Origin of the sequence: Streptomyces sp. NPDC051555, from assembly GCF_044454405.1 — a bacterium.
GTDB lineage: Bacteria > Actinomycetota > Actinomycetes > Streptomycetales > Streptomycetaceae > Streptomyces.
In genome coordinates, this window is the sequence record NZ_JBITDP010000031.1 from 26,139 (window position 1) to 39,381 (window position 13,243).

General features: G+C 72.3%; 11 protein-coding genes. 7 read left to right on the forward strand and 4 right to left on the reverse strand.

Annotation, left to right across the window (positions count from 1 at the left end; all coding sequences use genetic code 11):
* Positions 1-102 precede the first annotated feature (102 nt).
* The 3 genes from ACIBEA_RS38390 (at position 103) to ACIBEA_RS38400 (ending at position 4,915) form a co-directional block, all read left to right on the forward strand.
* Positions 103-1,680 carry an acyl-CoA carboxylase subunit beta gene (locus ACIBEA_RS38390; RefSeq protein WP_399267990.1) on the forward strand — a complete coding sequence of 526 codons (1,578 nt, stop codon included), beginning with the start codon at positions 103-105 and terminating at the stop codon, positions 1,678-1,680.
* A gap of 328 nt (positions 1,681-2,008) precedes the next feature.
* On the forward strand, positions 2,009-3,367 hold the full coding sequence (gene gdhA / locus ACIBEA_RS38395; protein WP_399267992.1) for an NADP-specific glutamate dehydrogenase: 1,359 nt from the start codon (positions 2,009-2,011) through the stop codon (positions 3,365-3,367).
* 207 nt (positions 3,368-3,574) lie between these two features.
* Entirely contained in the window at positions 3,575-4,915 is a 1,341-nt protein-coding gene (locus ACIBEA_RS38400; protein WP_399268083.1) for an AMP-binding protein, read from the forward strand.
* A 63-nt stretch (positions 4,916-4,978) separates the two neighbouring features.
* Here the strand turns inward: ACIBEA_RS38400 and ACIBEA_RS38405 are convergent, their stop codons facing one another.
* From ACIBEA_RS38405 to ACIBEA_RS38415, 3 genes are all read right to left on the reverse strand, one after another.
* Complete coding sequence (locus ACIBEA_RS38405) at positions 4,979-5,629, reverse strand: hypothetical protein (protein WP_399267995.1); 651 nt, start codon at positions 5,627-5,629, stop codon at positions 4,979-4,981.
* Between the two features lie 80 nt (positions 5,630-5,709).
* On the reverse strand, positions 5,710-6,933 hold the full coding sequence (locus ACIBEA_RS38410; protein WP_399267996.1) for a hypothetical protein: 1,224 nt from the start codon (positions 6,931-6,933) through the stop codon (positions 5,710-5,712).
* A 142-nt stretch (positions 6,934-7,075) separates the two neighbouring features.
* Positions 7,076-8,074, reverse strand: a complete 999-nt coding sequence (locus ACIBEA_RS38415; RefSeq protein WP_399267998.1) for an NADP-dependent oxidoreductase — start codon at positions 8,072-8,074, stop codon at positions 7,076-7,078.
* Positions 8,075-8,204: 130 nt separating this feature from the next.
* Between ACIBEA_RS38415 and ACIBEA_RS38420 the strand changes: the two genes are divergently transcribed.
* The 3 genes from ACIBEA_RS38420 (at position 8,205) to ACIBEA_RS38430 (ending at position 10,855) form a co-directional block, all read left to right on the forward strand.
* Positions 8,205-9,116 (forward strand): LysR family transcriptional regulator, encoded by a 912-nt coding sequence (locus tag ACIBEA_RS38420; protein ID WP_399268000.1) that lies wholly within the window; start codon positions 8,205-8,207, stop codon positions 9,114-9,116.
* A 163-nt stretch (positions 9,117-9,279) separates the two neighbouring features.
* The gene (locus ACIBEA_RS38425) at positions 9,280-10,092 is read left to right on the forward strand and encodes an SDR family NAD(P)-dependent oxidoreductase (RefSeq protein ID WP_399268003.1); all 813 of its coding nucleotides are present in this window, start codon (positions 9,280-9,282) and stop codon (positions 10,090-10,092) included.
* A 118-nt stretch (positions 10,093-10,210) separates the two neighbouring features.
* Positions 10,211-10,855 carry a GNAT family N-acetyltransferase gene (locus ACIBEA_RS38430; RefSeq protein ID WP_399268005.1) on the forward strand — a complete coding sequence of 215 codons (645 nt, stop codon included), beginning with the start codon at positions 10,211-10,213 and terminating at the stop codon, positions 10,853-10,855.
* Between the two features lie 39 nt (positions 10,856-10,894).
* Here the strand turns inward: ACIBEA_RS38430 and ACIBEA_RS38435 are convergent, their stop codons facing one another.
* Complete coding sequence (locus ACIBEA_RS38435; protein ID WP_399268007.1) at positions 10,895-11,896, reverse strand: AMP-binding protein; 1,002 nt, start codon at positions 11,894-11,896, stop codon at positions 10,895-10,897.
* Positions 11,897-12,297: 401 nt separating this feature from the next.
* Between ACIBEA_RS38435 and ACIBEA_RS38440 the strand changes: the two genes are divergently transcribed.
* Positions 12,298-13,134, forward strand: a complete 837-nt coding sequence (locus tag ACIBEA_RS38440) for an NAD(P)H-binding protein (RefSeq protein WP_399268009.1) — start codon at positions 12,298-12,300, stop codon at positions 13,132-13,134.
* Positions 13,135-13,243 lie beyond the last annotated feature (109 nt).

Consider the following 13,243-nt stretch of genomic DNA (forward strand, 5'->3'; position numbering starts at 1 on the left):
GACCCGACCCCGGCCGGGGCCGGGGTCCAGCAGGTCTCCAAGGCCTCTTGAGGGGCTGGGGTGACGGTGGCTGGATCCGGCCTTCAGACCTGGAGGATCCACATGACCATGGCTCCCGAAGCCCCGCCCATACCGGTTCTGGACCGAGCCGCCGAACTGGCCGAGATCAAGGCCCAGGCCGTCGCCGGGCCCGACGAGCGGGCCACCGAACGCCAGCACGCCAAGGGCAAGCTCACCGCGCGCGAGCGCATCGATCTGCTGCTCGACCCGGGTTCCTTCCAGGAGATCGAGGCCCTGCGCCGGCACCGGGCGACCGGTTTCGGGCTGGAGGACAAGAAGCCCTACAGCGACGGCGTGATCACCGGCTGGGGCACCGTCGACGGCCGCAACGTCTTCGTCTACGCGCACGACTTCCGCATCTTCGGCGGCGCCCTGGGCGAGGCCCACGCCGAGAAGATCCACAAGGTGATGGACCTCGCCGAGGCGGCGGGGGCGCCGCTGGTCTCGCTGAACGACGGCGCGGGGGCCCGTATCCAGGAGGGCGTCAGCGCGCTCGCCGGCTACGGCGGCATCTTCCAGCGCAACACCCGCGCCTCGGGCGTCATCCCGCAGATCTCCGTGATGCTCGGCCCCTGCGCGGGCGGCGCCGCCTACAGCCCCGCGCTGACCGACTTCGTCTTCATGGTCCGCGAGACCTCCCAGATGTTCATCACCGGCCCCGACGTCGTCCGTGCCGTCACCGGCGAGGAGATCACCCAGAACGGCCTCGGCGGCGCCGATGTGCACGCCTCCGTGTCCGGCGTGGCCGCCTTTGCCTACGACGACGAGCCGAGCTGCCTGGAGGATGTGCGCCACCTGCTCTCGCTGCTGCCCTCCAACAACCGCGAGAGCGCCCCCCGCGAGGTCTGCGACGACCCGGTCGACCGGACCAACGACGCGCTGGAGCAGATCGTCCCGGCCAACCCGCAGCAGGCGTACGACATCCGCAAGGTCATCGAGGAGACCGTCGACTACGGCGAGTTCTTCGAGGTCCAGCCCGCCTGGGCGCAGAACATCGTCTGCGCGCTCGCCCGGATGGACGGCCACGTCGTCGGCTTCGTCGCCAACCAGCCCGCCGCCCTCGCGGGCGTCCTCGACATCCACGCCTCGGAGAAGGCCGCGCGCTTCGTGCAGTTCTGCGACGCCTTCTCGATCCCGCTGGTCACGCTGGTCGACGTACCCGGCTTCCTGCCCGGTGTCGACCAGGAGCACAACGGCATCATCCGGCACGGCGCGAAGCTGCTCTACGCCTACTGCAACGCCACCGTCCCGCGGATCTCGCTCGTGCTGCGCAAGGCGTACGGCGGCGCGTACATCGTCATGGACTCGCGCTCGATCGGCGCGGACCTGGCGCTCGCGTGGCCCACCAACGAGATCGCGGTGATGGGCGCGGAGGGCGCGGCCAACGTGATCTTCCGGCGGGAGATCGCCGCCGCCGACGACCCCGAGGCGATGCGCGCGCAGAAGATCAAGGAGTACACGACCGAGCTGATGCACCCGTACTACGCGGCCGAGCGCGGCCTCGTCGACGACGTCATCAACCCGCAGGAGACCCGCGCCGTCCTCATCCGGTCCCTGTCGATGCTCCGGTCGAAGTACGCCGACCTGCCGTCGCGCAAGCACGGGAACCCGCCGGTATGAGAGAGAGCGGAGAGAGGGGCGGGACGGGTGGGACGAAAGGTGAAACGGAAGGTGAAACGAAAGGAACAACTCCGGACAGCGAAGTCTGGCGGATCGTCCGGGGTCGTCCCGACAGGGTCGAAACCGCGGTGCTGACCGTAGTACTTTCGGCATTGTTCCGCAGGTCGGACGGCATGTCTGAGCAGCCCCCCGGCACGGTACCCTCCGGCTGGGACCGCACCCCGAACAGCCGATTCCGGTCCACGGGGACGTGGCGCGGCCACGGCTGAAGGACTGCCGCCGCGACCACCGCACCCGTGCGCACCACACTCCCGAGGAGGACGAGCCCGTGAAGGACCCCAAGGACTCGAAGGCCAGGCTGGACGCGCTGCGCGCGGACATCGAGCGCCGCAACCCGGCCCAGCCGGAGTTCCACCAGGCTGTGCGAGAGGTACTGGAGACCCTCGCGCCCGTCTTCGCCGCGCGCCCCGAGTACGCGGTGCCGGGACTCGTCGAGCGGCTCTGCGAGCCGGAGCGGCAGATCATCTTCCGGGTGCCGTGGACCGACGACCACGGCCACGTCCAGGTGAACCGCGGCTACCGCGTCGAGTTCAACAGCGCGCTCGGCCCGTACAAGGGCGGCCTGCGGTTCCACCCGTCCGTCGACATCGGCGTCGTGAAGTTCCTCGGCTTCGAGCAGATCTTCAAGAACGCCCTGACCGGCCTCGGCATCGGCGGCGGCAAGGGCGGCAGCGACTTCGACCCGCGTGGTCGCTCCGACGCCGAAGTGATGCGCTTCTGTCAGTCCTTCATGACCGAGCTCCAGCGCCACATCGGCGAGCACACCGACGTCCCCGCCGGTGACATCGGCGTCGGCGGCCGCGAGATCGGCTACCTCTTCGGCCAGTACCGCCGCATCACCAACCGCTGGGAAGCCGGCGTGCTCACCGGCAAGGGCCGAGGCTGGGGCGGATCCGCGATCCGCCCGGAGGCCACCGGCTACGGCGCGGTGCTCTTCGCCGCCGAGATGCTGAAGCTCAAGGGCCTCGGCCTGGAGGGCCGCACCGCGGTCGTCTCCGGCTCCGGCAACGTCGCGATCTACACGATCGAGAAGCTGCACAAGCTCGGCGCGCACCCGCTGACCTGCTCCGACTCCCAGGGCTACGTGCTCGACGAGAAGGGCATCGACATCGAGCTGCTCAAGCAGATCAAGGAGGTCGAGCGCGGTCGCGTCAGCGACTACGCGGCCCGGCGCGGCGGCTCGGCCCGCTTCGTGCCCGGCGGCCGGGTCTGGGAGGTCCCCGCGGAGGTCGCGTTCCCCTCGGCCACCCAGAACGAGCTCGACGTCCAGGACGCGCGCGCCCTGATCGCGGGCGGCGTCAAGGCCGTCTCCGAGGGCGCCAACATGCCCACCACCCCGGAAGCGGTCCGGATCTTCCAGGAGGCCGGTGTCGCCTTCGGCCCGGGCAAGGCCGCCAACGCGGGCGGCGTCGCCGTCAGCGCCCTGGAGATGAGCCAGAACGCGGCCCGCGTCTCCTGGACCGCGGAGCGCGTCGAGCAGGAGCTGGCCGGGATCATGCGTGACATCCACGCGGTCTGCCACGAGACGGCGGAGCGCTACGGCGCCCCCGGCGACTACGTGACGGGCGCCAACATCGCGGGCTTCGAGCGCGTCGCGGACGCGATGCTGGCCCAGGGCATCATCTAGTCGACCGGCCTGTCGGCCGATAGCCGACAGGTCGATAGATCGACTCCGCAGGTCGACTCCTTGGGTCGACTCCTCGGGTCGACTCCTGGGGAAGGGCGAGCGGGCGGGCGGGAGGTTTCCGCCCGTCCGCCCGCCCGCATGTCGTTGCGCGCCCCGCCGTCTGACACCCTGGGACGCAGTCGACGACGGACAGGGGACCCCTCGGTGCTGCTCAAGGCCTTGCACGGCATCCACGGAGACCGCGCGGACGCGGTCACCATCGCCGGCCGCTCCACCTCGTACGAAGACCTGCTGGGCGCGGCCCGCGCGGTGGCCGCCGACGTGGCCGGAGCCCCCGCCTTCGCCGTGACCGCGACCGCTTCCCTGGAGACCGTCGCCGCCGTGGTGGGCGGGCTGCTCGCCGGGGTGCCGGTGGTGCCCCTGCCGCCGGACGCGGGGCCCGCCGAGCGCGAGCACATCCTGCGCGACTCCGGCGCCGCGCTCGTCGAGGTCGACTTCGCCCGCCGGGCCGCCGCTTCCGTGCCCTGCACCGCCGGGCCCGACGACCCGGCCCTGATCCTCTACACCTCGGGCACCACGGGCGCCCCCAAGGGCGTCGTCCACACCGCCACCGCCCTCGCGGCCGGCCTCGACGCCCTCGCCGACGCCTGGCAGTGGAGCGCCGAGGACACCCTGGTCCACGGGCTGCCGCTGTTCCACGTCCACGGCCTGGTCCTCGGCGTCCTGGGCGCCCTGCGCACCGGCAGCCGCCTGGTCCACACGGGCCGCCCCACCCCCGCGGCCTACGCCGCGGCGGGCGGCAGCCTGTACTTCGGCGTGCCCACCGTCTGGTCCCGGATCGCGGCCGACCCGGCCGCCGCCGCGGCGCTCTCCGGGGCCCGGCTGCTGGTATCCGGCAGCGCGCCGCTGCCCACCCCCGTCTTCCGCTCGCTGGCGCGGCTCACCGGCCACGCGCCGCTGGAGCGCTACGGCATGACCGAGACCCTGATCACGCTCAGCGCCCGGGCGGACGCCGTGCCCCGCCCCGGTACGGTCGGCACCCCGGTCGCGGGGGTCCGTACCCGGATCGCCGCCGAGCCCGGGGCCGACATCGGCGAACTCCAGCTCACCGGCCCCACCCTGTTCAGCGGCTACCTCGGCCGGCCCGAAGCCACGGCCGCCTCCTACACCGAGGACGGGTGGTTCCGTACGGGCGACATCGCGGCCATCGACGCGGACGGCCTCCACCGCATCGTCGGCCGGGCCTCCATCGACATGATCAAGTCGGGCGGCTACCGGATCGGCGCGGGCGAGGTCGAGAACGCCCTGCTCGACCACCCGGCCGTCAGCGAGGCCGCCGTGGTCGGCGTCCCCGACACCGACCTCGGCCAGCGCATCGTGGCCTTCGTCGTCGCCGAAGGCGTCGGCGCGACCGAGCTCACGGACTTCGTCGCGGCCCACCTCTCGGTGCACAAGCGCCCGCGCGAAGTCCGGTTCGTCGCCTCGCTGCCGCGCAACGCGATGGGCAAACCCCAGAAGCGGCTGCTGCTTTCACCGGAGGAGCGGTGAACCGACGCCGGGCCGCGGAGCATTGGAAGCGGTAGCGACGAAGCGTTAACGGCGTTAACGCCGTTAACGCCCGGCGAAGAGCGGGTCGTGGACGTCGCAGGGCGGTCGCACCTTCGGCAGCCGGTAGGCCAGGCGGTCCCGCAAGCGGCCCGTCCACGGCTCCTGCGGGGAGCGCCGCTTGGCCAGGAAGTGCCGGCTGTGGCCCGCCCGCAGCTGCGCGCGGTACTCCTCGACCAGCGGCGCCCGATCCCCCAGCCAGGCCCGCATCCGGTCCTCCACCAGGCAGAAGTAGCAGCGGTCCGAGGCGACCAGGTGGTGCATCTTCCCGTCGGGCTGCGCGTCGCCGGCGAAGGTGGTCACGGCCAGGGTGCCGGTGAAGAGCACGCAGAGCCCCAGCACTTGGGGGTCCTCCTGCGCCTCGGCCCGCTCGATGATCCGCTCGTAGCCCGCGGCGTCGATGTACGAGATCCGGGCGACCAGGGTCCGCATCGCGGCCAGTGAGCTGAACACCGCGCACACCAACGAGAACCCGGCCACCACCGGCACCGACCAGGACGGCCCGGTATCGGCCAGGGTCCACAGCAACCCGGCGTTGAAGACGGCCATGACCAGCACGGCCACCCGCAGCCCGACGCCGCTGGTGCGCACCGTCCGGTAGGCCAGCCCGAGGAAGGTGGCGGCGAGCACGGGCTCGACCACGTCGAACGCCCTCACGCGTGACCCCCCGTCACCGGACCCGGACACCAGGATCGCGCGGCACGCGCCGCCCGTCGAGAGGGGCGACGGACGCCCCCCTAGGACGACGCTCGCGCGGCGGCCAGTCGGGTCCCGGCCGCGGCACGCACCTCCGCGCTGTCCATCGGGTCGTCGCGCAGCGCCGCGATCCGCTCCAGGACGTCGGGGCGCGACGGGGCGTGGGCGATGCCCAGCAGCCGCGAGCGCTCCTCGCAGTCCCAGAGGGACTCGGTGTGGGCACGGTCGATACCGCCGCCGGGGTCGATGGCGGCCAGCGCTTCCAGGTAGGCGGCCCGCTCGTACGAATGCGGGGTGCGCACCCAGAACCGCCGCAGGACCGGCGCAGCTTCGGCGGCCGCCGGCCCGAAGCGGGCCAGCCGCCTCGCCGTGGTGTCGGGGCCGCACCAGGCGCGGGCCCGCCACTGGTCGGCGAGTTCGGCCACCAGGACCGGTATCACCTCCGGGCCGAGGTGGTCGGCGAGGACCTCCGAGCCGAGCTGGGCCAGCCACTCCCGCTCGTCATTCACCCAGCGGCGCGCGGCCGGTAGGGCGAGCGGGCCGAGGTGGCCGACGGCCCGCCTGAGCAGGGGAAGGGGACGGCCGCCGCCCGGCGTGACGAGCGAGGGCACGAGCGGGATCAGCCCCTCCACGGGATCCCGACGGGACAGCTCGCGCAGGGCCTCGATCCGGCCGCCGGCCGCGGGACGGACCCCGGCCAGCAGGTCGAGCAGCTCGCCGTCCGTCAGGCCGCTGAGGTCGTGGGCGACCGGCCCCGGGTCCGGTCGCTGGACCTCGATCCCGAACCGGGTCCACGGCTCGGTGAACCAGGGTGGCTCGGGCTCGGCGCCGATCCGGGCCCGGGCGACCGCGCCCAGGTCCTCCCACCATTGCGCGGGCCAGCTCATGGCGAGCGACTCCAGCCGGTCGACCCAGTGCGGGCCCTCCCGGACGTACCGGCGCAGCGCCTCCCGCGCTTCGTCGCAACCGCCGAGCGCGAGCAGTTCCAGCACCTCGGCGGCCCGCTCGCACTGCCGCTCGTCCCCGCCGAGCAACTCCACGACCGGGCCCCGCGCCAGCCCCAGGTCCTGGACCAGCCCGGCCAGGTAGCGGGCGCGGTCGTCCGTACCGTCCCACCGCCAGTCCCGCCGGACGCTGTCGTAGACGAAGGGTGCGGCCTCGCCGGGCCCCTCCAGCGCGCGGACGGCGCCCAGCCCGCGCCCCCGTTGGAGCAGGCCCTCGACGGAGTCGTGGGGGGCGTAGGGCGTCACATCGTCGTCGTTCATCCGTACGGACGATAGACGGGTGTTCGTGACTCGCGACATCAGGTGCCAGCGGTCGACATCGGGCCGCGCCTCGCGCCGCCCGAGGCGACGGTACGGGCCTGCCCAGGACCAGCTCGCGGACCAGGTCCTGCCGACACGGTGATCACGAGACCATCGTCAGCACGATCTTCCCTTGGATGTGGCCGTGCGCGGCCCGCGTGTGTGCGCTGCCCGCCTCGGGCAGCGGGTAGGTGCTGTCCACCCCGACCTGGAGCGTGCCGGCGTCGAACAGGCTCCCGATCTCGGCGAGTTGGGGGCCGTTGGAACGCACCTGGAGGGTCGAGACCGCGATGCCCAGGCGCGCCGTCTCTTCCGGGTCGTACTGGGCGAAGAACACGGGAAGCATGGTGCCTCCGCGCTTGAGCACGGTCAGGAAGCGCGAGCTGTCCGGGCCGCCGACGGTGTCGATGACCAGGTCGACGTCGCCGACCACGTCCGCGGCCCGCGTCGTGGTGTAGTCGATGAACTCATCGGCGCCGAGCTTCCGCAGGAACTGCTCGTGCCGGCCCGAGGCCACCGCGATGACGTGTGCCCCCTTCCACTTCGCCAACTGCACCGCGAAGTGGCCCACTCCACCGGCGGCCCCGTTGACCAGCACGGTCATCCCCGGTGTGATCGGCACCGGCCGGTGCACCTGGCCGGTGAAGGCGGACGGCACGTCGTGGCCGAGATCGATCAGGTACTGCCAGGCCGTCAGCACGGCCATCGGCGCCCCGGCCGCCTGTACGTGGTCGATGCCGGCCGGCTTGTGGGCCAGGTCCGAGGCCGGCGCGGCCACGTACTCGGCGTAGGTCCGGCCGTCGAATCCGGGGAACCGCAGCATGCCGAAGACCTCGTCACCGACGGCGAACCCCAGCACGTCGGGAGCGACCGCCTCGACCACGCCCGACAGGTCCGTGCCGGGGGTCAGGGGGAACGTGAGCGCCGGCCGCATCTCGACCGGCATGACCTTCATGCCCTCGCGCAGGTACCAGTCCGGCGGGTTGATGCCCGCCGCGTGCACCCGGACGAGCACCTCGCCCGGGCCGATCTCGGGAACCGGCACCTCGTCGTACCGCAGAACTTCCGGGCCGCCCGCTTCGTGGAACTGGATAGCCTTCATCGCGCCTGTCGCTTTCTCGGGGAAACGTTGCTCCGTTGCTCCTCCAGTCAAGGCGGATGACGGCATCGCCGTCCAAGACCGGTTCGGCAACCTGATCATTCCGAAACGGCATGACGCGTACGCTGGACCGGTGAACGACCTCGGACAGGACCTGGAACTGCGGCTGGTGCGCTACTTCACCGTGGTGGCGGCGCACCAGCACTTCGGCCGGGCCGCCGCCGACCTGCACGTGGCCCAACCGGCGTTGAGCCGCCAGATCCAACGCCTGGAGAAGCATCTCGGCGCACGGCTGCTGGACCGCGTACCCCAGGGCACCCTGCTCACTCCGGCCGGCCAGAAGTTCCTCCCCCGGGCACACGCCCTGCTACAGGCCGCCCGCCAGGCCGAGTTGGCCGTGCGTGAAGAGGCCGAGACCGCACGCATCGCCATCGGGTACGTGGAAGACCTGGTGATCACGGCGGCCGTACGGGAACTGCGCCGCCGTCACCCGGACGCCGAGATCGCCACCCGGTACCTGAGCTGCCGCGACGTCGGGGCGCTGTCCGACAAGCGCGTCGACGCCCTGATCGGGCGGGCCCCGCTGCCGCTCGCCGCCGACGACGTGTCCATCACCCCGCTGTACCAGGAGCCCCGGATGCTAGTGGTCCCCCAGGGCCATCGCTTTGCCGACCGCGCGTCGGTGACCGCGGAGGAACTGGCCGGCGAGGAGGCGGCGCCGTGCGCGTTCGAGAGCGAGGGCTGGACTTCCTACCGGATCCTCGGTGCCGGAATGCCGCCGATCGGGAGCACCGGGAGCACCGGGAGCATCGAGAGCACCGGGAGCACCGAGAGCTACGAGGACAAGCTCGAACTCGTCGCGAGCGGCAGGGCGATCGCCGTGCTACCGGTCGGCGATCGGCGCAGCTCGCTGCGCCCCGACCTCGTCACCGTCCCGATCGAGGGGGCTCCCCCCAGCCAGGTCGTCCTGGTCAGCCGCAAGGGCGACCCGAATCCGATGATCCGGAATCTCCGACTGGCGGCCGAGGCCGTCCTGCCGTCCTGACCGTCCCGGAACCCTGACCGCGTCGGAAGCCTGACCGCGTCGGAGCGCCCGCGCCCGGGCCTCGTTGTCGGGTACGGAACCGTTTCTCCATCTTTCTTCCGGCGGGCCCCGAGTCCCCTCCGCGAACGTCGTCACGTCAACGCGAGCATGGGAGGGCGCCCCGATGAAGGCACAGCCGACGGAGACGAGAAGAGCCCCCGAACGGCCCGTGGCCCTGGTCACCGGAGCGACCAGCGGCATCGGACTGGCCATCGCCAGGGACCTCGGTGCGCGCGGTCACCGGGTGTTCCTCTGCGCGCGCACGGAGGCGGCCGTGAAGCAGACCGTCGAGGACCTGCGGGCCGAAGGGCTGGACGTGGAGGGCGTGGCGGCCGACGTGCGCGACCGCGCGTCGGTGGCGGAGCTGGTGGCGGCGGCCACCCTCGCCTTCGATGAGCCGATCTCCGTCCTCGTCAACAACGTGGGCCGCAGCGGTGGCGGTGCGACCGCCGACCTCACCGACGAGCTGTGGCACGAGGTCATCGACACCAACCTCAACAGCGTCTTCCTCGTCACCCGCGAGGTACTCGCCCAGGGCGGGCTCGGCACCGCGAGTTGGGGCCGGATCATCAACATCGCCTCCACCGCCGGCAAGCAGGGCGTCCTGCTCGGCGCCCCCTACTCCGCCGCCAAGCACGCCGTCGTCGGCTTCACCAAGGCGCTGGGCAAGGAACTGGCCCCGCTCGGGGTCACCGTGAACGCGGTCTGCCCCGGGTACGTCGAGACGCCCACCGCGGCCCTGGTGCGCAGCGGTTACGCGCAGGTGTGGGACACCACCGAGGAGTACGTGCAGGAGCAGTTCGAGGCGCGGATCCCGCTGGGGCGCTACTCCACCCCCGAGGAGGTGGCCGGCCTGGTCGGGTACCTGACCACGGACCTCGCCGCGTCCATCACGGCGCAGGCGCTGAACGTGTGCGGCGGGATGGGGAACGTCTGAGGCCCCGCCGTGTGTAATGCGCGCGACAAGATCCCGGCGGCTCTGAAACCCTGCAGGTCCGGGGCGCGCGGCCGTGCTCCGCGGAGTCCGTGTCGCAGCCGCACAGGAGTGGTGATCGATGAGTTTCACGTTGCAGGGACCGGTTCTGGAGGGCGCCCTGGTGCGCCTGGAACCCCTGGAGCCGCGTCACGCGGTGGACCTGGCCGTGGCGGTGGAGGAGGAGCGGAGCTCCTACGGCTTCACCTGGGTGCCGAAGGCCGCCGAGGTCGAGGGGTACGTCGACACGCAGCTCGGCCGGGCCGCCGACGGGACGGTGGCCCCGTACGTGCAGGTCGACCGGGCGTCGGGCCGGGCGGTCGGCGCCACGGCCTACTTGGACCCGCGGTGCTACCTACCGGGCGGGGGACTGTCCGCCGTGGAGGTCGGCTTCACCTGGCTCGCGTCGTCGGCCCAGGGCACGGGGATCAACGCGGAGGCCAAGTACCTGCTGTTCCGGCACGCCTTCGAGCAGTGGGGCGTGGACCGGCTCGACCTCAAGACGGACGCGCGCAACGCACGGTCGCGCGCGGCCATCGAGGGGGTGGGCGCCCGGTTCGAGGGCGTGCTGCGCAACTGGTCCCGGTCCTGGGCGCCGGGCGAGGAGGGGCGGCTCCGTGACTCCGCGGTGTTCTCGATCACGGCGGCGGAGTGGCCGGACCGTCGCATCGCGCTGGAAGCACGGATCGCCCGCGCCCTCGACCGCCGCAGCGTCACCGCGCCGTAGGCCCCGTAGGCCCCCTGGGGACCGTAAGGCCGGGTCGGCTCACCGCACGGTGGGTGATCCCGAGACCTCCCACACCACGGCCCACGGCGCGATCCCCGAGGCACGCCAGGCGGCGGGCACCCGCTCCTCCACCGGTTCGTCCGACAGCAGTACGTGCCGCAGCGCGGGCAGCGTCGTCCCGCGCGCGGCGGCCCCGGTGAGCCGCGCCAACCCGGAGGGCAGCTGGGTCAGCACCGTCACCTGCTGGTCCTCCAGCAGCTCGGCGAACTCGCGGGCGTCCGCCCCGGTGTCCTGGTCGACGACGACCGCGAGGCCGCCCGAGAGCAGGGGCCCCCATATCTCGCGCATGCCGAGGTCCAGGCTCAGCGAGTGGAAGGACGTCCACACCTCCTGCGGTCCCGCCTCCAACAGCGGAACGATGCTGTCCACCCAGGACAGCACCTCCCCGTGCGTCACCGGGTCCACGGACAGTGCCCGGCCGGGGTTGCCGCCGCCGGAGGGGAGGGCCAGGAAGGCGGAGTCCTGCGGGAGTTCGCGCGGTGCGCCGGCGCCCCGCGGGCGGGTCGCGATGACGAAGGGGCCGGCCTTCGCCACGGGTATCTCGTCGCGCAGCAGTCCGCTGTCCGAAACGACGAGCGACGCACCGGCGTCCCGCATCAAGAATTCTTGGAGCCCCGCGTTGTGACCGGGCTCCAGCGGGAGTACGGCCGCTCCCGAGCGCAGTGCGCCCACGACGGCGCCCGCCGACATGCACGAGCGCCGGGCGCGCACCGCGACCGCGAGCCCCGGCCCCGTGCGCCCCGACAGCTTGCGCGCGATCTCGTCGGCGAGCCAGTCCAGTTCGAGGTAGGTCGCCTGCTCCTCGGTATCGCGCGCGGCGATGCGCACCGGGTGGCGGGCGGCCACCGTCGCGAAGCGGATGTCGATGCGGTCCCGGCGCTCCGTCCGTTCCCGGGCCGGGTCGAGCCCGATCCGGCCGAGCAGACCGCCGAGGTCGGCGGACAACTGGTCGAGCTCCGGATGCTCCGGAGTGGGGTTCATGGGGCCTCCCGGACCTCGCTGCGGTCTTCCACGGCCCGATGGTGTCGGCGCGCGCCTGAGGATCACTCAAGTTCCGCCGTACAGAACGGGTCCAGGCCGGGTGGAGGGTCGCTGGGGGAGCGTCGGGGGCCGGGTGGAGGCGCGCCGGGAGGGCGGCGCGGGAGCTGCTCGGACATCGCCGGAGATCGCTTCGGGAGTCGCTCGTCGACGGCTCAAGGCGGGGTCGAGGGGGGCTGGGGAGGCTGTGGCAGGGGCGGGTAAGGCATGCCTACGATTCGAGGGTTCCCGCCGCCGCCACGTACTCCACGCCCCCTGTCGCGGGCCCAGGCCGTAGACGCACGCGTATGGAGGAGAGCTTCGTGGCTATGGCCCGTCTCGCGAGACTGGACTTGACTGTACTCATGACTCAGAACACGCAGAACACGCAGAACGCGCAGATCACCCTCGTCATCGGCGGCACCGGAAAGAGCGGGCGCCGCGTCGCGGAAAAACTCACCGCCCAGGGACTTCCGGTCCGGGTCGGATCGCGCCATGGTGAGCCGGCCTTTGACTGGAACCAGCCGGACACCTGGACCGCGGCCCTGGAGGGCGTCAGCCGGGTGTACGTGACCTACTACCCGGACTTAGCTTTCCCGGGTGCCGCCGAGCAGGTCGGCGAGTTCTCCAAGCTGGCCGTCGCGAGCGGCGCGCGCCGCCTGGTGCTGCTCTCGGGCCGGGGCGAGGAGGCCGCGGAGGTCAGCGAGGACAACCTCAAGGCCTCCGGCGCCGACTGGACCGTGGTGCGGTCCAGCTGGTTCAACCAGAACTTCAACGAGAGCTTCTTCCTGGAGCCCGTCCTGGCCGGCGAGATCGCCCTGCCGACCGGGGACGCCGTGGAGGCCTTCGTCGACGTCGACGACATCGCCGACGTCGTGGTGGCCGCCCTGACCGACGACAAGCACATCGGCAAGACCTACGAGCTGTCCGGCCCGCGGTTGCTCAGCTACACCGACGTCGCGGCGGAACTGACCAAGGCCACCGGCCGGGAGATCACGTACATCTCGGTCACCAACGAGGAGTACCGCGCCGTCCTGCGGGAGAACGACCTCCCGGAGGAGTTCGCCGACCTGTTCACCATGATCCTGGACGGCCGCAACGCGCACCTGGTGCACGGGGTCGAGGAGGCCCTGGGCCGCAAGCCCAAGGACTTCGCCGACTTCGCCCGCGAGGCGGCGGCCACCGGGGTCTGGAACGTCTGACCGGGCCGTACGCAGATCCGACGTACATCCCGGGACGCACCCGTCCGTGAGACCGCCCGGGATGTACGCACAACTGCCCGGGATGTACGCACGACCGCGCGACCGCACG

What these genes read in the sequence shown, in the direction of transcription:
- ACIBEA_RS38435 (WP_399268007.1), bottom strand. Translation starts at nt 11,896, where the DNA reads ATGAACCCCACTCCGGAGCATCCGGAGCTCGACCAGTTGTCCGCCGAC.
- ACIBEA_RS38430 (WP_399268005.1), top strand. Translation starts at nt 10,211, where the DNA reads ATGAGTTTCACGTTGCAGGGACCGGTTCTGGAGGGCGCCCTGGTGCGC.
- ACIBEA_RS38390 (WP_399267990.1), top strand. Translation starts at nt 103, where the DNA reads ATGACCATGGCTCCCGAAGCCCCGCCCATACCGGTTCTGGACCGAGCC.
- ACIBEA_RS38425 (WP_399268003.1), top strand. Translation starts at nt 9,280, where the DNA reads ATGAAGGCACAGCCGACGGAGACGAGAAGAGCCCCCGAACGGCCCGTG.
- ACIBEA_RS38415 (WP_399267998.1), bottom strand. Translation starts at nt 8,074, where the DNA reads ATGAAGGCTATCCAGTTCCACGAAGCGGGCGGCCCGGAAGTTCTGCGG.
- ACIBEA_RS38410 (WP_399267996.1), bottom strand. Translation starts at nt 6,933, where the DNA reads ATGAACGACGACGATGTGACGCCCTACGCCCCCCACGACTCCGTCGAG.
- ACIBEA_RS38440 (WP_399268009.1), top strand. Translation starts at nt 12,298, where the DNA reads ATGACTCAGAACACGCAGAACACGCAGAACGCGCAGATCACCCTCGTC.